The sequence below is a fragment of the Mesorhizobium sp. 1B3 genome (genome assembly GCF_050958605.1).
Taxonomy (GTDB): domain Bacteria; phylum Pseudomonadota; class Alphaproteobacteria; order Rhizobiales; family Rhizobiaceae.
Genome location: NZ_JBJHDO010000003.1, coordinates 262,024 through 281,714 on the forward strand (window position 1 = coordinate 262,024; position 19,691 = coordinate 281,714).

Annotated in this window: 18 protein-coding genes, 2 tRNA genes and 1 pseudogene; 7 read left to right on the forward strand and 14 right to left on the reverse strand. The window is 60.9% G+C overall.

The features are described 5' to 3' along the window. Positions 1–8: 8 nt before the first annotated feature. The 3 genes from ACCO56_RS10250 to ACCO56_RS10260 are packed head-to-tail and all read right to left on the reverse strand — an operon-like array spanning position 9 to position 1,564. Positions 9–611 carry an NADH-quinone oxidoreductase subunit C gene (locus tag ACCO56_RS10250; RefSeq protein WP_433640267.1) on the reverse strand — a complete coding sequence of 201 codons (603 nt, stop codon included), beginning with the start codon at positions 609–611 and terminating at the stop codon, positions 9–11. Positions 612–626: 15 nt separating this feature from the next. Next, on the reverse strand, positions 627–1,208 hold the full coding sequence (locus tag ACCO56_RS10255) for a NuoB/complex I 20 kDa subunit family protein (RefSeq protein WP_433640269.1): 582 nt from the start codon (positions 1,206–1,208) through the stop codon (positions 627–629). After that, positions 1,199–1,564: an NADH-quinone oxidoreductase subunit A gene (locus tag ACCO56_RS10260; RefSeq protein WP_433640270.1), complete on the reverse strand. Its 366-nt coding sequence runs from the start codon at positions 1,562–1,564 to the stop codon at positions 1,199–1,201. The genes ACCO56_RS10255 and ACCO56_RS10260 overlap by 10 nt, the downstream gene beginning before the upstream one ends. A gap of 602 nt (positions 1,565–2,166) precedes the next feature. On the opposite strand from ACCO56_RS10260, the gene ACCO56_RS10265 reads away from it, so the two are divergent. Next, positions 2,167–4,239 (forward strand): putative bifunctional diguanylate cyclase/phosphodiesterase, encoded by a 2,073-nt coding sequence (locus ACCO56_RS10265; RefSeq protein ID WP_433640272.1) that lies wholly within the window; start codon positions 2,167–2,169, stop codon positions 4,237–4,239. A 12-nt stretch (positions 4,240–4,251) separates the two neighbouring features. On the opposite strand, the gene ACCO56_RS10270 is transcribed toward ACCO56_RS10265, so the two are convergent. Continuing rightward, on the reverse strand, positions 4,252–4,524 hold the full coding sequence (locus ACCO56_RS10270) for a YMGG-like glycine zipper-containing protein (RefSeq protein WP_433640274.1): 273 nt from the start codon (positions 4,522–4,524) through the stop codon (positions 4,252–4,254). A gap of 286 nt (positions 4,525–4,810) precedes the next feature. On the opposite strand from ACCO56_RS10270, the gene ACCO56_RS10275 reads away from it, so the two are divergent. Both ACCO56_RS10275 and ACCO56_RS10280 read left to right on the forward strand, forming a co-directional pair. Next, positions 4,811–5,194, forward strand: a complete 384-nt coding sequence (locus tag ACCO56_RS10275) for a rhodanese-like domain-containing protein (protein ID WP_433640276.1) — start codon at positions 4,811–4,813, stop codon at positions 5,192–5,194. A 73-nt stretch (positions 5,195–5,267) separates the two neighbouring features. Next, a complete protein-coding gene (locus ACCO56_RS10280; protein ID WP_433640279.1) occupies positions 5,268–5,435 on the forward strand; it encodes a Thivi_2564 family membrane protein in 168 nt (55 codons plus the stop codon). A gap of 116 nt (positions 5,436–5,551) precedes the next feature. Here the strand turns inward: ACCO56_RS10280 and ACCO56_RS10285 are convergent, their stop codons facing one another. Together ACCO56_RS10285 and ACCO56_RS10290 are read right to left on the reverse strand one after the other, a co-directional pair. Further along, positions 5,552–6,670, reverse strand: coding sequence for a hypothetical protein (locus ACCO56_RS10285; protein WP_433640910.1), 1,119 nt, complete (start codon positions 6,668–6,670; stop codon positions 5,552–5,554). 231 nt (positions 6,671–6,901) lie between these two features. Further along, a pseudogene (locus ACCO56_RS10290) lies at positions 6,902–7,453 on the reverse strand (adenylate/guanylate cyclase domain-containing protein); the annotation flags it as partial. A gap of 198 nt (positions 7,454–7,651) precedes the next feature. Between ACCO56_RS10290 and ACCO56_RS10295 the strand changes: the two are divergent. Continuing rightward, positions 7,652–8,911 (forward strand): OpgC family protein, encoded by a 1,260-nt coding sequence (locus tag ACCO56_RS10295; protein ID WP_433640281.1) that lies wholly within the window; start codon positions 7,652–7,654, stop codon positions 8,909–8,911. Positions 8,912–8,977: 66 nt separating this feature from the next. Continuing rightward, on the forward strand, positions 8,978–9,274 hold the full coding sequence (locus tag ACCO56_RS10300) for a DUF982 domain-containing protein (protein ID WP_433640282.1): 297 nt from the start codon (positions 8,978–8,980) through the stop codon (positions 9,272–9,274). A 34-nt stretch (positions 9,275–9,308) separates the two neighbouring features. Here the strand turns inward: ACCO56_RS10300 and ACCO56_RS10305 are convergent. Beyond that, a tRNA-Asp gene (locus tag ACCO56_RS10305) sits at positions 9,309–9,385 on the reverse strand. A 204-nt stretch (positions 9,386–9,589) separates the two neighbouring features. Between ACCO56_RS10305 and ACCO56_RS10310 the strand changes: the two genes are divergently transcribed. Continuing rightward, positions 9,590–9,665 (forward strand) — tRNA-Val (locus ACCO56_RS10310). A gap of 410 nt (positions 9,666–10,075) precedes the next feature. On the opposite strand, the gene ACCO56_RS10315 is transcribed toward ACCO56_RS10310, so the two are convergent. The 5 genes from ACCO56_RS10315 to ACCO56_RS10335 form a co-directional block, all read right to left on the reverse strand. Then, positions 10,076–10,348 (reverse strand): HU family DNA-binding protein, encoded by a 273-nt coding sequence (locus ACCO56_RS10315; RefSeq protein WP_433640284.1) that lies wholly within the window; start codon positions 10,346–10,348, stop codon positions 10,076–10,078. 191 nt (positions 10,349–10,539) lie between these two features. Then, positions 10,540–12,957: an endopeptidase La gene (gene lon / locus ACCO56_RS10320; RefSeq protein ID WP_433640286.1), complete on the reverse strand. Its 2,418-nt coding sequence runs from the start codon at positions 12,955–12,957 to the stop codon at positions 10,540–10,542. Between the two features lie 275 nt (positions 12,958–13,232). Next, positions 13,233–14,501, reverse strand: a complete 1,269-nt coding sequence (gene clpX / locus ACCO56_RS10325) for an ATP-dependent Clp protease ATP-binding subunit ClpX (protein WP_433640287.1) — start codon at positions 14,499–14,501, stop codon at positions 13,233–13,235. Between the two features lie 289 nt (positions 14,502–14,790). Beyond that, positions 14,791–15,426 carry an ATP-dependent Clp protease proteolytic subunit gene (locus ACCO56_RS10330; protein WP_433640289.1) on the reverse strand — a complete coding sequence of 212 codons (636 nt, stop codon included), beginning with the start codon at positions 15,424–15,426 and terminating at the stop codon, positions 14,791–14,793. A 123-nt stretch (positions 15,427–15,549) separates the two neighbouring features. Then, positions 15,550–16,653, reverse strand: a complete 1,104-nt coding sequence (locus ACCO56_RS10335; RefSeq protein WP_433640291.1) for an NAD(P)/FAD-dependent oxidoreductase — start codon at positions 16,651–16,653, stop codon at positions 15,550–15,552. Between the two features lie 77 nt (positions 16,654–16,730). Here ACCO56_RS10335 and ACCO56_RS10340 point away from each other — a divergent pair, with 77 nt between their 5' ends. Further along, the gene (locus ACCO56_RS10340) at positions 16,731–17,981 is read left to right on the forward strand and encodes a cytochrome P450 (RefSeq protein WP_433640292.1); all 1,251 of its coding nucleotides are present in this window, start codon (positions 16,731–16,733) and stop codon (positions 17,979–17,981) included. Between the two features lie 37 nt (positions 17,982–18,018). Here ACCO56_RS10340 and ACCO56_RS10345 read toward each other — a convergent pair whose 3' ends face one another. Further along, the gene (locus ACCO56_RS10345; protein ID WP_433640294.1) at positions 18,019–18,363 is read right to left on the reverse strand and encodes a cupin domain-containing protein; all 345 of its coding nucleotides are present in this window, start codon (positions 18,361–18,363) and stop codon (positions 18,019–18,021) included. A 37-nt stretch (positions 18,364–18,400) separates the two neighbouring features. Then, the gene (locus tag ACCO56_RS10350) at positions 18,401–19,684 is read right to left on the reverse strand and encodes an O-acetylhomoserine aminocarboxypropyltransferase (protein WP_433640295.1); all 1,284 of its coding nucleotides are present in this window, start codon (positions 19,682–19,684) and stop codon (positions 18,401–18,403) included. Between the last annotated feature and the right edge of the window lie 7 nt (positions 19,685–19,691).

A 19,691-nucleotide genomic window follows, 5' to 3' on the forward strand; every position in this document is an offset into this window, starting at 1 on the left:
TTCGCCCGCTACTGTTTCGCCTTTTCGTCGCCCGGCAGCACGTAGTCCGTGCCTTCCCAGGGCGAGAGGAAATCGAAGGTGCGGAATTCCTGCTTGAGCTCCACAGGCTCGTAGACGACGCGCTTGACCTCGTCGTCATAGCGCACCTCGAAGAAGCCCGTGAGCGGGAAGTCCTTGCGCAGCGGGTGCCCCTCGAAGCCGTAATCGGTGAGAATGCGGCGCAGGTCCGGATGCCCGGCGAAGAGAACACCGTAGAGGTCGTAGGTCTCGCGCTCGTACCAGTCCGCTCCCGGATAGATCGGTGTCGCCGATGGAATCAACGTCTCCTCGTCAGCCTGAACCTTGACGCGGACGCGCAGGTTCTGGCGCGGCGACAAGAGGTGATAGACCACATCGAAGCGCTTCTCGCGCATCGGATAGTCGGCGCCGCAGATGTCGATGATCGAAACGAACTGACACTGCACATCGTTCTTAAGAAAAGTGAGCACGTCGATGATGTCGCCGGGCTCGACTTGCAGCGCCAGTTCGCCGAACGCGATCGCCGCGTCCTGCACCTTCGCTCCGAGCCGCTCCCTGACGTAGCTTGAAAAATCCCTGAGGGCTTCGCTCATGATCGCACCCCTGCCCTACCGTTCGATCGTTCCGGTCCGCCGGATCTTCTTCTGCAGAAGAAGAATTCCGTAGAGCAGCGCTTCGGCCGAGGGCGGGCAGCCCGGCACATAGATATCGACCGGCACGATGCGGTCGCAGCCGCGAACCACCGAATAGGAATAATGATAGTAGCCGCCGCCATTGGCGCACGACCCCATCGAGATGACGTAGCGCGGCTCGGGCATCTGGTCATAGACCTTGCGCAAGGCCGGCGCCATCTTGTTGGTAAGCGTGCCCGCGACGATCATCACGTCCGACTGGCGCGGGGAGGCGCGCGGTGCGATGCCGAAGCGCTCACTGTCGTAGCGCGGCATGGCGCTGTGGATCATCTCGACCGCGCAGCAGGCAAGACCAAAGGTCATATACATGAGCGAACCGGTGCGCGCCCAGGTGATCAGAGCCTCGGACGAAGTGACAAGGAAGCCCTTGTCGGAAAGCTCGTTATTGACATCGCTGAAGAAGGGGTCATTCGCGCCCACGGGCTTGCCCGTGTTCGGATCGATGACGCCCTTTGGCTTCGGGGCGATAAGCGTGGAAGAGCCGTCGTTCAATCCCATTCCAGCGCTCCCTTTTTCCATTCGTAGATGAAGCCGATGGTGAGGACCCCCAGAAAGACCATCATGGACCAGAAGCCGAGCATACCGATCTCGCCGAATGAGACCGCCCAGGGGAACAGGAACGCCACTTCGAGATCGAAGATGATGAAGAGGATCGACACCAGGTAGAAGCGGATGTCGAACTTCATGCGGGCGTCGTCGAAGGCGTTGAAGCCGCACTCATATGCCGAGAGCTTTTCGGGGTCGGGGCTGCGATAGGCCACCAGGAACGGCGCCACGATCAAGGCGATACCGACCACGAGCGCTACGCCGATAAAGATGACGACCGGCAGATAGGTACTCAGGAGTCCGTTCATTGGCTGACTTTCGTTTGGCTTCGGACAGACGATTTCTATAGCACCAGGCAGGCGAATGAAACGTGGCGTTTCATCACCCCTGATCGCCCCATGTTGCAACGCGGCGAGGGTTAGCGCAGCGCATCAGACGGCGCAAGCCCAACAGTGGCGAAACTGTGGTCCAGATAGCGGCGGATTTGGGTTTATCGCTCCAAAAAGCGTCCGATCCCGGCCGTCTTGCTCCGAGCCGACCGCGTCCTTCGTAGCGGGAGCCCGGCTGCTTCGATGCGGGAGCCGCGACATCCTTCGGGTCCTCGCCCCTGCTCTTGCGGACGGGCCAGACGAATCGGCGGGCGCCTCCAGCCTCCCCTCTCACAAGCGCGTGACATCCGGGCAACAGACTGGACGGAGGCCAGGTTCACGAACCGAATGCAGGAGACGTTCGTTCGTCGGGGCGCCGTCCCAGCGCAACGGAAACCACGCTGAGCAATTCTTTATCCACTCAAGCAAGCAAGCAGTAACGACCGTATATGTCTCGAGGCAATTCATTGGAGCATTTACAGGCCATTCAGTATTCGCCGCTATTGTTGGGTCCGGGGATGCTTGTGCTTGGGAGGACACCAATGAATAGCCAGGCAACCGGCGCCGGAGGCGACGCGTTGGCCGATAGTCTGCTGCGCAAGAGCAAGGCATCCTACGCGATCGCATTGGTCCTCATTGCCGCACTCGCCACTGCCAGCTTCTTCCTTCTGAGTTCAGTCATTTCGGCCAACGTGCAGAAGGGTGCGTTGATCGAGCTTGGCACCAGACAGCAGATGCTGTCGCAACGGATCCTACTGTCCGCCACCGAGGCCTACACGGCGGACATGCAATGGACGCGGATACAGGCAAGAGCCGGCCTGAAGGCTGCCCTGAACGACTTCCTCGCAACCCACGCGCTGTTACGTAACGGATCTCCGGAAGGGGATTTCCCCGTTTCTGGGCTCGAGCTTTCGGACGCGGCGATTGGCCTGTTCGAAAACGGGCCAAATCACATCGATGCGTCGACCATGTTGCTTGCCCGCACGGTCGAGGCATTCCTGGCGGCACTGCCCGAAGGGATCAGCGACGCCATGCCGGCGAAGGCCGTCGACCAGTTCACCGCCCTAAAGCTTCACGTCGCTGAAAGGGCACGCCGTGGATACCACAACCTGACCATGCTCTTCTCGGCGGAAGCGTCCGCAGATGAAGCGGCGATGGAGAAGATCCACCTGACGGTCTTTGCGGTGACCCTGCTTCTGCTGCTCGGTGAAGCTGCGTTGATTTTCCGGCCATTGACGCGCAAACTCGCTGTCTGCACTTCGGAACTCGTCAAGGCACGCGACCAGATGGCATTAGCCGCCAATCACGACGCGTTGACGGGACTCTACAACCGCGCATTCTTCAATGACTATCTGGACACCGCTCTGGCCGCGGCGAGGCGCAAGGAAGAGATGGTGGCGATGGTCCATCTCGACCTCGACCACTTCAAGACGATCAACGATACGCTGGGGCATGGCGCGGGCGACGCCATTCTGCTCGAAACGGCCCGGCGGCTGCAAGGCACCGTACGCGAGTCCGATGTATGCGTACGCCTCGGCGGCGACGAGTTCGTCGTCATCCTCAACGATGTGGGGAGCGCTTCCAATGCGATCGAGGTCGTCTCTCGCATCACCGAGAGGCTCAAGGAGCCTTTCAGCTTCCGAGACACGTCACTTCGGCCAAGCGCCAGCGTCGGCGTCGCCTTCTTCCCCGACAACACCACGAGCCCGCGGGAACTGATCGTCAATGCCGATCTCGCCCTCTACCGCGCCAAGGCGGAAGGACGCGGTACCTATCGCCTGTTCGCCGCGGCGCTGCGCGAGCGCCTGGAGGAAGACACAAGGCTCGAAACCAGGCTTCGGGATGCAATCGAGACAAATGCCTTCTCGGTGTATTTCCAGCCGCAAATAGCGCTACGGACCGGCAAGGTCATCGGCGTCGAGGCGCTCATACGCTGGGACCTCGAGGGCAAAAGCGTCGCGCCCGCCGTTTTCCTGCCCGTGGCTGTTAAGTCCGGCCTGATGCCGGCCATCGGCCGCATCGTTTTTGCGAAAGCTATCAAGACAGCCGCCGCCTGGCATCAGGCCGGCCTGGAGTTCGGCCGCCTATCTCTCAACGCGTCGGCCGAAGAATTGTGCGAGCCGGATTTCGCCTCGCACTTCGTGAATTTACTCGAGCGTGAGGCGCTGCCCGTCGAGCTGGTCGCGCTGGAGATCGTCGAATCGGTGATGTTGGACGATAAAACAAGCGGCATCACACCGACGCTGAAGCATCTGCACGATGCGGGTGTCCGTCTGGAACTGGACGACTTCGGCACCGGCTATGCATGCCTGGCACATGTCGGCGCCGACAAGGTCGACCGGCTCAAGATCGACAGGCGGTTTGTCAGGGATATTCACGCTAACCCCGACAACGCGAAGATCGTGAAGGCGATCATCGACCTTGCGCGCGAGCTCGGCATTTCGATCGTCGCGGAGGGAGCCGAAACGGAGCAAGAGCTTTCCTGCCTGCTCGAGCTCGGCTGCCCTGGCGTCCAAGGTTACGGCGTAGCGTTCCCAATGCCCGACGATCAGACGAGCGCTTGGCTGTCCCTGCGCAGCCTCACCGGCGAAGTCGGCCTGCTCGGCACCGCGTGAGCGCTGGTGGTATCAATAATACCCGCGCGGACAACGAGCCACGTATCGGCGCCCGTAATTGTCGCGGTAGTAGCAAGTATCCCGCTCGCTCGCGCGTCCGATGAGGGCGCCTGCAACCGTACCGACGGCTGCGCCAACCAACGCCCCTTCAGTGCGACTTCCCGATCCCGCCACCGCGGAGCCGACGGCCGCGCCGCCAACGCCTCCGATCACCGCACCCTGCTGCGTCTGTGTGCACCCAGCAAGGGCGAGAAGCATCGTGCCTGCTATGATGGTGGTTCGCATTGTCATCTCCTCGTCTGACCCTGGCGAGATCAAAATGCGCGGAGAGCATATTTGATCCACCACTCTCGATAGATTACGGCTCCTGGCCGATCGACGAGGTTGTGCGCCTGCGCGCGGCACGGATAGGGCTGGATCGGTCGGGCTGACGGAACGACAATCCTGAGACCCGGGCAACAGGCGCCTCGGGCTCCGGAGCTCGATCGATCTTCTCTTAACGCTAATGGCCAAGGTTCCCCCGGCTGCCGCGCGCGCTATGTTGTGCCTGGGGGCATCCTGGAGGCGCGACATGGCGACGAACGTGAAGGAGCTGATGGCTGCGGCGAACGCGGCTGTGCCCAAGGTGACACCCGATGAAGCGCGGAGGCTGGTGGCGGAACAGAATGCACTGATCGTCGATGTTCGGGACACGCCGGAGATCCAGGCAAGCGGAAAGGTCAAGGGCGCACTGCATGTGCCACGGGGCATGCTCGAGTTTCGCGCCGATCCCGAGTCGCCATATCATGACAAGTCCTTCGGCAAGGACCGGACCGTCATCCTTTATTGCGCCTCGGGCGGACGCTCCGCCCTCAGCGGCAAGACGCTGAAAGACCTGGGTTATGACAAGGTCTTCAACCTCGGCGCCTTCAAGGACTGGGCCGATAGCGGCGGCGCTGTCGAGAAGCCCTCCTGAATCGGGCTTGGAACCTTCCACCTAAACCGCACGTTGAAGCAGACGTTTCGCCTTCTTGGGAAGAGAGAGGACTATGGCCACAAGCATGCTGATTGGCATCCTGATCACATTCCTCGTGGTCGTCTTGGTGCTCTGGCTCGTGAATCGCCTGCCATTGGACGGCCGCACCAAGCAAATCGCTCAGGTGATCGTCGTCATCATCGGCATAGTATCGCTGCTCAGATACCTCGCCGTATTCTGAGCGCCGTTGGAGCCCTCACGGAATCGGCCCGAAATCGGTGTCCTTTTTCCGAGTGCGCAATGCATGAAGTCTAGAGATGATGTGCCCTTTGCGCGCCGGAAGGGAGACGGAGCCCTCTAGGACGGCAATCCTGCCCTCTCCAAACCGTCACGCAGGTGCGACCGATCATGTGCGTGGAGGAACGGCCTCGTGCCAAGCAGGCGTTCCGTCGAAAAACCAGGCGCCAGTGCAAGAAGACGCTCTTTCGTTGCCCTTGCGCCGGCAGCATTGCCCAGCTGTGCATAGCTTGCGGCCAAACCGGCCAAGACACCGACCTGCGGCTCCGCAACCTTTAGGTAGACTTTGGTCGCTTGTTCGTACTCCCCCAGACAGTAGAGCGCGAGGCCAAGGTTGGTGACGTACCAATCGGGGTGGAGCGGGTTGAGCTGCATGGCCCGACTTGCCCAGCGCTCCCCCTCGGCCGGCTTACCCAGATAGACAGAAAGCGGTGCGCGCAGCGCCATGACATGCGCATCGAACGGGTTCAATTCGTAAGCGCGTTGATGGTGCTGTTCGGCCTCCGCCAGTTGTCCGAGATACATCATGATCTGGCCGAAGACGAGATGACACCAACTCTCTGAAGGGTCGATGGCTAGCGCCTTTCGGGCGGGAGCCAACATTTCCTCGCTGTCGTGGGCGTCCGGTTCCCAGGCCCATAGACGCAGTTTCATCAGCGCAGACCAGGCAAGGGCAAGCGCGTATTCAGGGTCAAGCGCCAACGCCTTTTCGAACGCCGCGAGCGCCGCCGATGCCGAATACGGGTCGAGTGCGCGAGCCAGGTGGATTCCTCGTAGCAGAAAATCGTAGGCCTCCATGTTCTCGGTCCGCTTGCGGGTTGCAGATGCGCGGGCATCACTTTCCAAATGTCCAGCAAGGGCGGAAACCACTGTTTCGGCGATCTCGTCCTGCACCGCAAAAAGATCATCGATGATCCGCTCGTAGCGCTCCGCCCACAAGGTCAGTGCGGATCGTACGGCCACGAGCTGCACCCAGAGCCGGACGGTTTCTCCGGAACGGCTCACACTACCCTGAATGACATATTCCACGCCCATTTCCTCGGCGAGGCGGAGCCTGTCGGCGGCATGCTCTCGGTAGGTATTGGAGGAGGTCATGCCGAGAACCGCCAAGCTGCCAAAACGGGACAGGCCTGCGATAACGTCCTCCGTTACGCCCTCGCTCAGATAGGTATCTTCCACCAGTCCTCCTCGATTGGCGAAAGGCAACACCATGACCACCGGCTTCCGGGCTTCGGCTATAATCGGCAGAGGGCTTACGCCGGACGGGACGAAGCGAAATACACGCACGGGCTCGATGAGATGCTTCAGATGGCGCAGACCGAGATCCTCCCAGTTCTCAGCGCTTTCATGAGCCGTGGCATCGTAAACGGCCTGGGAAATGCAGATGCCGCCGGCCGGCGCAATCGCCTCGAGCCTAGCAGCCAGGTTCACGGTCCCACCAAGAAGATCGGCGCCTTCTACGATAGCCTCGCCCGCGGAAATCCCGATCCGAAAGACGAAGCACGGCCCATCGCCCTCCCTGCCGCGCAAGGCCGATTGAATGGCAAATGCGCATCTTACCGCTTCAGGAGGACTGCGGAATTCGGCCAGCACGCTGTCTCCGGCCGTGTTGAAGATACGTCCGGCATGCGAATCTATCAGGGCGTCGATGAGCTGACGGCTGTTGGCGAGCGCACGCAGAGCGAGCGCCTCATCGGTTCCCATGGCATGGCTATAACCGACGGCATCCGCCGCCAGGACGGCCACAGACTTCTTGTTCAATGCTTGGCGCATGGAATCACCGGGCATCGCACGGGAAATCGTCGATCGCGATTTCCCGCCAGGGGCGCACTTTATTGTTACCGCCTGGACATGAAGGCGGCAATCGGAGAGCCCCGGCGAGCAGAGCCGCTCATAGAGCATCTCGGTCTGGTCAGATTTGAAGCCCTCAACGCGGCAGCCTAGTTCGGCCCTCTGCCTCATGTCCTTCTGACGTCTCGGACGTCAGCCGCATCATCGATGTGTGTCCGCTCGGCTTGTGAACCGCAGCTGATGGTTTCCTACCCTTACCGGATGCAACCTTTTGTGACGTGTCTCGGCAAGTATCCGCCCCTATTTTCCTCCCCATTCGGTGATGAACGATCGGTCCAATAGGTCGATGACAGAGGATGAAACTGGCAGTTGAAGCGCTTAGACATAGTCGACGGAATGCGAGGCTATTTTCTCGTGTTCATGCTCATCAACCATTTGGTGTTCACTGGCGGCTTCTGGCTGCTGGAGGTCAATCATAGACAATTCGCCTTTGTCGAGGACGCTCAAGGCTTCGTCTTTCTGTCGGGGCTGCTGATCGGGCTGATCTACGCTCGCAAGATGCTCAAGCATGGGCGCGCCGAGGGATTCAGCAAAGTCTATGCGCGCGCGTTCGAGCTCTATCGCTATGCGATGGGTATGATCATCGTTGTGCTTCTGGTGCGCATGGTGCTGCCAGGCAGTCGTGAGGCGTGGTGGAACTGGCTGGGAGATACCAGCTTCAGCGATCCGAAGCGGTTGATCGCAGTCGCGACATTCGTATTCCAGCCTACTTTCATGGACATCCTGCCGCAGTACACCGTCTACATGCTTGTTGCCCCACCGCTGATTTGGCTTTGCCTCAAAGGCAAGTGGGAGCGAGTGCTTGTCGGCTCGCTTCTCGTCTGGATGGCCGCGCAACTTGGCCTGCACCGCCTTGGGACGGTGCCCCTCAACGACGTCCTCACCAGCACCGACAATCAGGGCGTCAGGGTTAGCTTCAACATGATGGGATGGCAGATCGTCTTCGTATCCGCCCTCGTCGTCGGAACCCTGTGGGCACAGGACAAGATCGACTGGTCGCGCGTTTTCTCTCCTGAACGCACCACCATGGTGAAGGCTGCCTTGGCTCTCTGCCTCTTCTTCCTGCCGCTGCGCATCGCGACGGCTTGGGGCCTCCTGCCCGACTACGTGATCGAAGAATTCACGACCATGGAGATCCGCGCCGATTTCGGCCCGGTGTATCTCATGAATTTCGCCGCCGTCGCCTATGGGCTGAGTTGGCTCATAATCGCAGGCCCACGTCATCGCAACGCGGCCGTGCGGAGGATGGCAAACGCGGTTGTCTGGCTGCTCACCTTACGCTTCCTGCAGTGCCTCGGGCGACACTCGCTGCACGTCTATGTCTGGCATGTCGCAATAGTCTACGCCGTCTATTATCTCGATCAGCGTACTCCGGAGCTCTCGCAGCTCTCGAAGACCGGCGTCGCGCTTGCGGCTATCGCGCTGCTTCCTCTCCCGGCCATCTGGCGAGAGCGGGAGCAATATTTGGGATCGGTCCGTTCCCTTGCGTACCGGCATTACGCTCCTGAGGTCCCGTCTCAAAAGCACCTCTTAATTGCGTCGGGAGGCGCTGCGCCAATGTCACGGTGATGTGCGTTCAATACGCACTTCCCCATGCTATAGTCGGTGAGGTCCAACCCAGAGGAGATCTCGCCAATGATCGATGGTTGGTTCTCCACATCGGTGCCGGTCGCGGTCGGCATCATCGGTGACATTCAACACGTCTTCAGCGCTCGCCAGGCACTTGATCTTCTGAACGGCAACTGGCGCGAAAAGGGCAGCGCAAAGCATCGCGCTGCGTTGCGCGAGTGCCTTGCCGCGATTAATGGCGACGCACCCAGCGATGCCGCACGAGAGGCATTCGTCGAAGCCGCTCGCGAGGCGCGAGTGCTCGTCGGCGACGATTACTCGTCTCCGCCCATGGCTGAGCAAGAGCGATCGTTGGAAGGCTGAGGCTTACAGGCAGAAGCTCCCTGAGGCTTCGAAATGGCGCGAGTGACGGGGCTCGAACCCGCGACCTCCGGCGTGACAGGCCGGCACTCTAACCGACTGAGCTACACCCGCGCACCGACTTCAAGAGGAACTCATGTCGTCGTTGGCGGCTGGATAAGGGGTTCGCCGTGGAGTGTCAAGCGTGTCGAAGCAGCTTTTTCGCGTTGTCGTGCAAGGTTTTTTCAAACCCCTTCGTGCCGCTGCGGCAGCTCCGCCGACCAACGCGATTTGCCCTTGCGATCGCGATCCGAACCGCTTAAACGTCCGCCACGCGTCGGGCGATTAGCTCAGTTGGTAGAGCGCTTCGTTTACACCGAAGATGTCGGGAGTTCGAGTCTCTCATCGCCCACCATTCGCCGCCCAGGCTGTTCGAAATCCACGCTACAGACGAGAGGCGGACACAGTTCTCCGAATCCGTCATCGAATTTAGGCCGGCATCCCGGACCGGGCTCTCTGTCGTGCTCCGAGGCGAAGTGAAGCGCTGCATTCGGTCAGAATCGCAGCTCTGGCCGAAACTACTGCGAATCCCTTCGAGGCGACATACGTCAAGTATCGAGCCACATCCAGGAAGCGGGGCTACTCGACGCCCACACCCATCTGGCGCTCATAATCCCAAAACTTACTGGTTGTGAGGGAAGGCACGGGATCAATTGTGCGCAGACCAAATTGCGGCCCCTACTTCTCAGCGGGAATCCGACGACCCAGAAACAGAAAAGCCGGAGCGAGCCCCGGCTTTTCGGCACATAGCAGTGTCAATCCTGCTTAGTTGACGGCGTCCTTCAGACCCTTGCCGGCCGAGAACTTCGGCACGTTGCGCGCCGGGATCTGGACCTCGGCGCCGGTCTGCGGGTTACGGCCGGTCGAAGCAGCACGCTTCGTCACGCTGAAATTCCCAAAGCCCACGAGACGGACATCCCCACCCTTCTTCAGCTCTCCGGAGATGACAGAAAATACCGCGTCGACCGCCGACTGTGCGTCGCCCTTGGAAATCTTCGCTGCTTCGGCGACGGCGGACACGAGTTCGTTCTTGTTCATAAAACTTCCCTTCTATGAGAATACCGGGACAATCGACTCAACCGGCAGAAGACGGACTCTAGAAAGAAGTAAACCGCCGACAAGCCGGAAAAATCCTTTGGCTGAAGAAAAATGGCGGATTTCCGGGCTTTTTCACAGAAAAGCCGGGCACGAAGGCCCGGCTTTTCGATTTTTGCAACTGACACGCGCCGTTAGTGGGCGAGGGTCTGCGCTCCGGCCTCGTCGCCGGTTTCCGGCTTGGTGGCGGGGCCCTCCGTCGGCTCGACCCACTCGATGGGCTCAGGCATGCGCACCAGCGCGTGGCGAAGCACCTCGCCGACCCTCGAGACCGGGATGATTTCCAGCCCGCTCTTCACATTGTCGGGGATCTCGGCGAGATCCTTAACGTTGTCCTCGGGGATCAGCACCTTCTTGATGCCGCCACGGAGAGCGGCGAGCAGCTTCTCTTTCAGGCCACCGATCGGCAGGACGCGACCACGCAACGTGATCTCGCCTGTCATCGCCACGTCGGCACGCACCGGAATGCCGGTCAGCACCGAAACGATGGCGGTCGCCATCGCCACGCCGGCCGACGGCCCATCCTTCGGAGTCGCGCCTTCGGGGACGTGCACGTGGATGTCGCGCTTGTCGAAGAAGGGCGGCTCGATGCCGAAATCGATGGCCCGAGAACGGACATAGGAGGCCGCCGCCGAGATCGATTCCTTCATCACGTCCTTCAGGTTACCGGTGACAGTCATGCGGCCCTTGCCGGGCATCATGACACCTTCGATCGTCAGCAACTCGCCGCCGACCTCCGTCCAGGCAAGGCCCGTGACCACACCAACCTGATCGTCCGACTCGACCTGGCCGAAGCGGAACCGCGGCACGCCGAGATAATCCGACAGGTTCGCGGGCGTGATCTTCACCGACTTCTTCTTCGTCCGCAGGATCTCCGTCACGGCCTTGCGGGCGAGCTTCATCAGCTCGCGTTCAAGGCTACGAACACCGGCCTCACGAGTGTAGGTCCTGATGACCTCCCGCAGCGCCTCGTCGCTGACCGAGAACTCCTTCGGCTGCAATGCGTGATCGCGAATGGCCTTGGACAGCAGATGCCGCTTGGCGATCTCCACCTTTTCGTCCTCGGTGTAGCCGGCGATACGGATGATCTCCATACGGTCCATCAGGGCCGGTGGAATGTTCAGCGTATTCGCCGTCGTCACGAACATCACGCCAGACAGGTCGTATTCGACCTCCAGATAGTGATCCATGAACGTGGCATTCTGTTCGGGATCCAGCACCTCGAGCAGGGCTGAGGACGGATCGCCGCGGAAGTCCATGCCCATCTTGTCGATCTCGTCGAGCAGGAAGAGCGGATTGGACTTCTTAGCCTTCTTCATCGACTGGATGATCTTGCCGGGCATCGAGCCGATATAAGTGCGACGGTGACCGCGGATCTCGGCCTCGTCACGCACACCGCCCAGCGCCATGCGGATGAACTCGCGGCCGGTCGCGTTGGCGATCGACTTGCCGAGCGAGGTCTTGCCGACGCCGGGAGGGCCAACGAGGCAAAGGATCGGCCCCTTCAGCTTCTTCTGGCGGCTCTGCACGGCGAGATATTCGACGATGCGGTCCTTGACCTTCTCGAGACCGTAATGGTCCTTGTCGAGAACGTCCTGGGCGAAATCGAGATCGTGCCGAACCTTGGAGTTCTTGCCCCAGGGGATCGAGAGCAGCCAATCGAGATAGTTGCGCACCACCGTGGCCTCGGCCGACATCGGCGACATGGTCCGGAGCTTCTTCAGCTCGGCCTCCGCCTTCTCGCGGGCCTCCTTGGTGAGCTTCGTCTTCTTGATGCGCTCCTCGATCTCGGCCGCCTCGTCGCGGCCGTCCTCGCCCTCGCCGAGCTCCTTCTGGATGGCCTTCATCTGCTCGTTGAGGTAGTACTCGCGCTGGGTCTTCTCCATCTGGCGCTTCACGCGGGAGCGGATGCGCTTCTCAACCTGGAGCACGGAGATCTCTGCCTCCATGAAGCCCATGGCCTTTTCCAGGCGCTCCTTGACGGAGAGCGTGCCCAGCATCTCCTGCTTCTCGGTGATCTTGATCGCGAGATGCGAAGCGACCGTATCGGCGAGCTTGGAGTAATCGTCGATCTGGCTGGCTGCGCCAACCACTTCGGGGGAGATCTTCTTGTTGAGCTTCACATAGTTCTCGAAGTCCGAGATCACGGAGCGCGCAAGCGCCTCGATCTCGACCTCGTCTTCCTCGGGCTCGGCGAGGATCTCGGCCTTGGCCTCGTGGAACTCGGCACGATCGGTGAAGCTGGAAATCTTGGCGCGCGCCGTTCCCTCGACGAGAACCTTGACCGTTCCGTCCGGGAGCTTCAGCAACTGCAGCACATTCGCGAGGGTGCCGACGTCATAGATCGCGTCGGGCTCCGGATCGTCGTCAGCTGCATTCATCTGGGTAGCGAGCAGAATCTGCTTTTCCGCCCCCATCACCTCTTCCAGCGCCTTGATGGACTTCTCGCGCCCCACGAAGAGCGGCACGATCATATGCGGGAACACCACAATGTCGCGCAGCGGAAGGACCGCGAACACACCGTCGCTGGAAGACCGGGGTAGCTTGGCCATTGTCTTACCTTTCATTTCGCAGTCGCACTTAGGCCGGCCGCGAATCTCATCATAACGGTCGCAAACCGTTCCGCCTATCGCCCAATGTGACGCTTTGATTTAGCACGGAGTAGGCCCCAACCTCGCAGTGTTAGGTGGATGCTGAGGTGGCAAAGGTCAAGAGGTAGACACCTCGCCAAAAGGGCTGTCACGCTGCGGCAACCGGTCCGCGGACATGGTTGCGGGGCGGCAACGCCTTGCGCTGCACACCCCGCGGACCGCAGAGTTCCGGGTCGTCAGGCGCTGACGCTGCCCTTTTCCTTCTCGGCGTAGATATAGAGAGGGCGGGCGTTGCCGGAGACGACCTCCTCGGAGATCACCACTTCCTGCACCCCTTCCAGCGCCGGCAGTTCGAACATCGTGTCGAGCAGAATAGCTTCCATGATCGACCGCAGGCCGCGCGCGCCGGTCTTGCGCTCGATCGCCCTCTTGGCGATCGCCGAAAGCGCGTTCTCGTGGAAGGTCAGCTCCACATTCTCCATCTCGAACAGCCGCTGATACTGCTTGACCAGCGCGTTCTTCGGCTCCGTCAGAATCTGGATCAGCGCGGCTTCATCGAGGTCCTCGAGCGTCGCCAGGACCGGGAGCCGGCCGACGAATTCGGGGATGAGACCGAATTTCAGGAGATCCTCCGGCTCGACCTGCCGGAAGAGCTCGCCGGTGCGGCGATCCTCAGGCGAGGCGACCGTAGCGCTGAAACCGATCGAGGTCTTGCGACCGCGGTCGGAGATGATCTTGTCCAGGCCGGCGAAGGCGCCACCGCAGATAAAGAGTATGTTGGCGGTGTCCACTTGCAGGAATTCCTGCTGCGGGTGCTTCCTGCCCCCCTGCGGAGGCACCGAGGCGACAGTGCCTTCCATGATCTTCAGCAAAGCCTGCTGAACGCCCTCACCCGACACGTCACGCGTGATCGAGGGATTGTCCGACTTGCGGCTGATCTTGTCGATCTCGTCGATGTAGACGATGCCGCGCTGTGCGCGCTCGACATTGTAGTCGGCGGCCTGCAGCAGCTTGAGAATGATGTTCTCGACATCCTCGCCGACATAACCCGCCTCGGTTAGGGTTGTCGCGTCGGCCATGGTGAAGGGAACGTCGATGATGCGGGCGAGCGTCTGCGCCAGCAGCGTCTTGCCGCAGCCGGTCGGGCCGATCAGCAGTATGTTCGACTTCGCCAGTTCGACGTCGTTGTTCTTGCTGGCATGGGCCAGCCGCTTGTAGTGGTTGTGGACGGCAACCGAAAGCACGCGCTTGGCGTAGGGTTGGCCGATCACGTAGTCGTCGAGAACCTTCAGGATCTCCTGCGGGGTCGGCACGCCCTCGCGCGACTTCACCATCGAGGTCTTGTTCTCCTCGCGGATGATGTCCATGCAAAGCTCGACGCACTCGTCGCAGATGAACACCGTAGGACCGGCGATCAGCTTGCGAACCTCGTGCTGGCTCTTGCCGCAAAAGGAGCAATAGAGCGTATTCTTGGAATCGCCGCCGCTGTTGCTGACCTTACTCATCTTGTTCAAGTCCTTTCACTGCCATCCGTTTCGCCGAAGCAGGATGGGCGGATAGCAAGTCCGTGGCGGAAAACCGCCGGCGCCAGAAGCTGGCACGCGCTGGTATTCCGTAACAGCACATACCAGAAATCGCTGCAATGATCTGCGACTGCCCCAACATTACGCTAAGCCGTCGAAACTCAACATAGGCTTAACGTAGGCCGTGGCAATCGCGGAGGGAACAGCAAATTGTGACAGAAATGACGCAGAGTGTCTCAAAAAAGCGTCATTCTTTCGTAGCAACCGAGGATCAAGCCACCGCGACCCCGGTCTCCGCGGCTTCCCGCGAGGTGTAGACCTTGTCGATAATGCCAAAATCCTTCGCCTCGTCGGCTGTCATGAAATGGTCACGATCGAGCGTCTTTTCGATGGTGTCGTAGTCGCGTCCGGTGTGCTTCACGTAGACCTCGTTCAGCCGACGCTTCATCTTTATGATGTCCTGCGCGTGCCGCTCGATGTCGGAAGCCTGCCCCTGGAAACCGCCGGAAGGCTGATGGACCATAATGCGCGCATTCGGCGTCGCAAAGCGCATATCCTTGTGGCCGGCACACAGAAGCAGCGACCCCATCGACGCGGCCTGGCCGACGCAAAGCGTCGATACCGGTGGCTTGATGAACTGCATCGTGTCGTAAATCGCCATGCCCGACGTCACTACGCCGCCCGGCGAATTGATATAAAGTGAGATTTCCTTTTTCGGGTTTTCGGCCTCGAGGAAGAGTAGCTGGGCGCAGACCAGAGTCGCCATGCCGTCTTCGACCGGACCCGTGATGAAAATGATCCGTTCCTTGAGAAGGCGTGAGAAGATGTCGAAGGCCCGCTCGCCGCGGTTGGTCTGTTCGACCACCATCGGCACGAGGTTCATATAGGTTTCGACGGGGTGCTTCATAAACTGTCCCTTTGACGGGATTCCGGCGCGTAGACGCGGAATCGTATTGAGATGCTCACCTGATAAATAGGACGCGGCCTCCACCCTGCGCAAGGCCGACGGAGTGCCTGGTTTCAACGACGCCTAAACAGTCTCGGCTCTCAACCAGGCTTTCAGTCCGGCAATGTCGCCGTCGTCTATCGCTTCGGCCACGCGGCGCCCGACCGCGGCGCCGAATTTGTAGCCATGGCCCGAGCAGGCCGATATGATCAGGCACTTGCCCTTCTCGACGCCCATGAACCGTTCGTCCTCGGTAAAGGTGTAGGCACAGGTCACCACCTCGGTAATCCTGTATTCCCGGACGCGGGCGATGGGCGGCTGGAAGAGGTTGCGGATCGCCTCGCCCTCGCCTTCGACCGGAAGCCTGTTCCAGTCGGCGTCGCTCGTCGGGACTTTGTGCAGGCCGGAGCCGAACTTCATGCCCGCCCCGCCCGAGGGCGGGATCATGTAGCCGTCGACACGCCCACCGACATCCAGGATGACAGGCGCCCTTTCCCATGCCTCCCGAAGATCGGCCGGAGGTTCGGCATAGGCGAGCGCCGTCCTGTAGGTCTTCAGCGTCCCGTCGAGTTCGGGAAACAGCTTCAACACCCAGGCTCCCGCCGCAACGACAACCCGGTCCCCGAGGATGGTGCCCCCCTGCGCCAGCGTCACCCGGCCCTCGTCGAGGTCGATCGCGGTGACCTTGCTGTTTTCGTAAACGTCGGCCCCTCTGCTCCTCAGCCAGGCGACGAGGTCGACCGCGATCTTCCGGCAATGCAGCGCGCCACCTTCCTTGGAGAAGAAAGCGTAGCGGAACGATCCGGACTCGAGGAACGGCCAGCGCTCCACCGCAGCCTGCGGATCGAAGAGATCGAACAGGTAGCCACCCGTCTCCAGCCCCTCTCGCAATTTCTGAGCATCGTCGCCTGGCTCGCGGGAAACACAGAGAAAACCGCGCGGATCCAGATGGCTCCGGCCGAGATCCGCCCACATTTCATCCCATGCCCGATACGCCTGCGTGATCAGGCGGCCGTAACCGGCTGCAGCACCATAGGCGCGGCGGATGATCCGGTGATGGTCGCCTGAAGCGGCGAGTGGGTTGGGGATCGATCCCTGCTCGATCAGCGTCACCTGATGACCACGCTTGACCAACGCCCAGGCAGTGGACAGGCCGGCAATACCCGCCCCGACGACAGCTATTCTCATGGGGATCTCCAGCGTTTTCGAGCCACGTGAACATACGGTCTGGAAAGGCATTGGCAAGGCGGGCTAGAGAAGCGGCCATGACCGACCTCTCCCCGCCTCCGCCTTACCTTTCCTTCGACCCTGTCACGCGGCACGTTCGTCTCGACCCGCACGAGCCGCGTTTCGTGCAGAACCCTTATGAGGCCTACTCATGGCTGCACGGGGCAAGCCCCGCCTTCTTTTGGGAGGATTACGGTTTCTGGTGCCTCGGCGGCTATGACGACGTCAACCGTCTGCTGCGCGACCGCCGCTTCGGGCGCGAGAAGCCGGCGGGTGCGGCCGACGACCAGGGTTACCGCGGCGATCGCTCGCACCTTGCCCATTTCGACGGCGTCGAAGCAAATTCGATGCTCGAACTGGAACCGCCGGCCCATACGAGATTGAGGACATTGGTCAATCGCGCCTTCGTCTCGCGCCAGGTCGAAAGACTGAAGCCGCGCATCGAGAAATTGGCGAACGAATTGATCGACAGCTTCGGCAGGGAGGTTGATCTGCTGCCGGCCTTCGCCTCCCCTCTGCCGATCACCATCATCGCCGAAATGCTGGGGGTGCCCGTGGAAATGGGGCCGCGATTGCTCGATTGGTCCCACAAAATGGTCGCTATGTACATGCATGGGCGGACACATGAGACCGAAAACGCGGCGGACAGAGCTGCCCGGGAATTCTCGGATTTTCTCCGTGGCTACGTAGCCGAACGGCGCAAGAATCCCGGCGACGATCTCCTGTCCCTGCTGATCTCCGCCCAGGAGGGCGGCCAGAAACTGTCCGAGGACGAACTGATCTCGTCGACGATCCTGCTGCTCAATGCCGGCCATGAGGCGACCGTCCACCAGACGGGCAACGCGGTGCGTACGATCCTCGCTCAGGGTAGCGATACCGGTCGTTTCTTCGCGTCGCCGGAAGCCACGACGGCGACCGTCGAGGAATGCCTGCGCTTCGACGCACCGCTGCACATGTTCACGCGCTACGCCTATGGCGAAATCGACCTTGGCGACGGACTGGCCCTGAAGCCCGGCCAGCAGGTCGCACTGTTGCTCGGCATGGCCAATCGCGATCCCATCGCTTTCGCGGATGCAGCAACCTTCAATCCCGGCCGGAGCGATCAGAAGAACGTCTCGTTCGGCGCAGGTATCCATTTCTGCATCGGCGCGCCGCTTGCGCGACTGGAGCTTCAGACGGCGCTGAAGGTGCTGTTCGACCGCCTGCCGGATCTGCGGCTCGTCGAGGAACCGATTTTCCGCGACACCTATCATTTCCACGGGCTGGAGCGGCTGGTCGTGAGCGCGTAAGGCTTCGCATCAGATTATCGAGCCTCGAAGGACGCACCTACAGCCGGATCACATATTCCTTGCGAGTCGTTTCAAGGACTTCCCAGGTTCCCTTGAAGCCAGGTCTGAGCACGAAGCTGTCGCCGGCCTTGATCGTCCGGGCAGCGCCGCCGTCTTCGGTTATGACCGAAACGCCGAAGAGGACATGGCAGAACTCCCACTCGTCATACTCGATGCGCCATTTGCCGGGGGTGGATTCCCAAACACCGGCATAAAGGCCGCCCTCTGCCTCCTCGACATTCCAGGTCGTGAAGCGAGGCTGTCCGGAGATCAGCCGGCCTTCCGCGGGCGCGCCGTGTTCCGGCTCGACCGCGGAAATATCGATGGAGACAAAGAATGACATGGAAGGCTCCTGCATCCGGCCCTCCATGCCATGTCGTTCAGATCTTGGCCAGCGCCTGCTCGAGGTCGGCGATGATATCGGCGACATCCTCGATACCGATCGACAACCGCACGACCTCCGGTCCTGCGCCGGCCGCGATCTTCTGTTCGTCGGAAAGCTGGCGATGAGTCGTCGATGCCGGATGGATGACGAGAGATTTGGTGTCGCCGATATTGGCGAGGTGCGAGAAGAGCTCGAGCCCCTCGACGAACTTGACGCCCGCATCGTAGCCGCCCTTGAGACCGAAGGTGAAGAGCGCGCCGCCGCCCAGCGGCGAATAGCGCTGCTGGAGCGTATGGTTCTTGTCTCCGGGCAGGCCGGCATAGGACACCCAGGCGACCTTGGCGTGCTTCGACAGATACTCCGCCACGTTCTTGGCATTGTCCGAATGACGCTGCATACGCAGCGGCAGGGTTTCCAGGCCGGTCAGGATAAGGAAAGCGTTGAAGGGTGAAATGGCAGGTCCGAAATCGCGCAGGCCCAGAACGCGCGCGGCAATCGCGAAGGCGAAATTGCCGAAAGTTTCATGCAACACCATGCCGCCATATTCGGGACGAGGCTCTGAAAGCATCGGATAATTCCCGGATTTCGACCAGTCGAAGGTACCTCCGTCGACGATCATGCCGCCGATGGAATTGCCATGACCGCCGATGAACTTGGTCAGCGAATGCACGACGATGTCTGCGCCGTGCTCGATCGGCCGCAGCAGATAAGGCGTCGCCAGCGTGTTGTCGACGATGAAGGGCAGGCCATGCTTGCGCGCGATATTGCCGATCGCCTCGATGTCGACGAATTCGCCGCCGGGATTGGCCAGGCTTTCGACGAAGATGGCGCGGGTACGGTCGTCGATCTGGCTCTCGAAACCGTCGATGTTCTGGGGATCCGCCCAGCGCACTTCCCAGCCGAAATTCTTGAAGGCATGGCCGAACTGATTGATCGAACCGCCATAGAGTTTCTTCGCGGCAATGAAATTGTCGCCGGGACGCATCAGATTGTGAAACACGAGAAGCTGGGCCGCATGGCCTGAAGCCGTGGCGAGGCCCGCGGTGCCGCCTTCGAGGGCCGCGACGCGCTCCTCCAGCACCGCCTGTGTCGGGTTCATGATGCGCGTGTAGATATTGCCGAAGGCCTTCAGGCCGAAAAGCGAGGCGGCGTGATCGGCATCGTCGAAGACGTAGGACGTCGTCTGGTAGATCGGCACGGCACGAGCGCCGGTCGCCGGATCCGGCTTGGCGCCGGCGTGGACGGCGAGCGTGTTGAAACCTGGTGCGCGTTGCGACATGTCATCT

Coding starts and splice junctions, on each gene's coding strand:
- ACCO56_RS10280 (WP_433640279.1), top strand. CDS start 5,268: ATGGCCACAAGCATGCTGATTGGCATCCTGATCACATTCCTCGTGGTC.
- ACCO56_RS10300 (WP_433640282.1), top strand. CDS start 8,978: ATGATCGATGGTTGGTTCTCCACATCGGTGCCGGTCGCGGTCGGCATC.
- ACCO56_RS10270 (WP_433640274.1), bottom strand. CDS start 4,524: ATGCGAACCACCATCATAGCAGGCACGATGCTTCTCGCCCTTGCTGGG.
- ACCO56_RS10250 (WP_433640267.1), bottom strand. CDS start 611: ATGAGCGAAGCCCTCAGGGATTTTTCAAGCTACGTCAGGGAGCGGCTC.
- clpX (WP_433640287.1), bottom strand. CDS start 14,501: ATGAGTAAGGTCAGCAACAGCGGCGGCGATTCCAAGAATACGCTCTAT.
- ACCO56_RS10315 (WP_433640284.1), bottom strand. CDS start 10,348: ATGAACAAGAACGAACTCGTGTCCGCCGTCGCCGAAGCAGCGAAGATT.
- ACCO56_RS10265 (WP_433640272.1), top strand. CDS start 2,167: ATGAATAGCCAGGCAACCGGCGCCGGAGGCGACGCGTTGGCCGATAGT.
- ACCO56_RS10345 (WP_433640294.1), bottom strand. CDS start 18,363: ATGTCATTCTTTGTCTCCATCGATATTTCCGCGGTCGAGCCGGAACAC.
- ACCO56_RS10275 (WP_433640276.1), top strand. CDS start 4,811: ATGGCGACGAACGTGAAGGAGCTGATGGCTGCGGCGAACGCGGCTGTG.
- lon (WP_433640286.1), bottom strand. CDS start 12,957: ATGGCCAAGCTACCCCGGTCTTCCAGCGACGGTGTGTTCGCGGTCCTT.
- ACCO56_RS10260 (WP_433640270.1), bottom strand. CDS start 1,564: ATGAACGGACTCCTGAGTACCTATCTGCCGGTCGTCATCTTTATCGGC.
- ACCO56_RS10350 (WP_433640295.1), bottom strand. CDS start 19,684: ATGTCGCAACGCGCACCAGGTTTCAACACGCTCGCCGTCCACGCCGGC.
- ACCO56_RS10330 (WP_433640289.1), bottom strand. CDS start 15,426: ATGAAGCACCCCGTCGAAACCTATATGAACCTCGTGCCGATGGTGGTC.
- ACCO56_RS10340 (WP_433640292.1), top strand. CDS start 16,731: ATGACCGACCTCTCCCCGCCTCCGCCTTACCTTTCCTTCGACCCTGTC.
- ACCO56_RS10255 (WP_433640269.1), bottom strand. CDS start 1,208: ATGGGATTGAACGACGGCTCTTCCACGCTTATCGCCCCGAAGCCAAAG.
- ACCO56_RS10335 (WP_433640291.1), bottom strand. CDS start 16,653: ATGAGAATAGCTGTCGTCGGGGCGGGTATTGCCGGCCTGTCCACTGCC.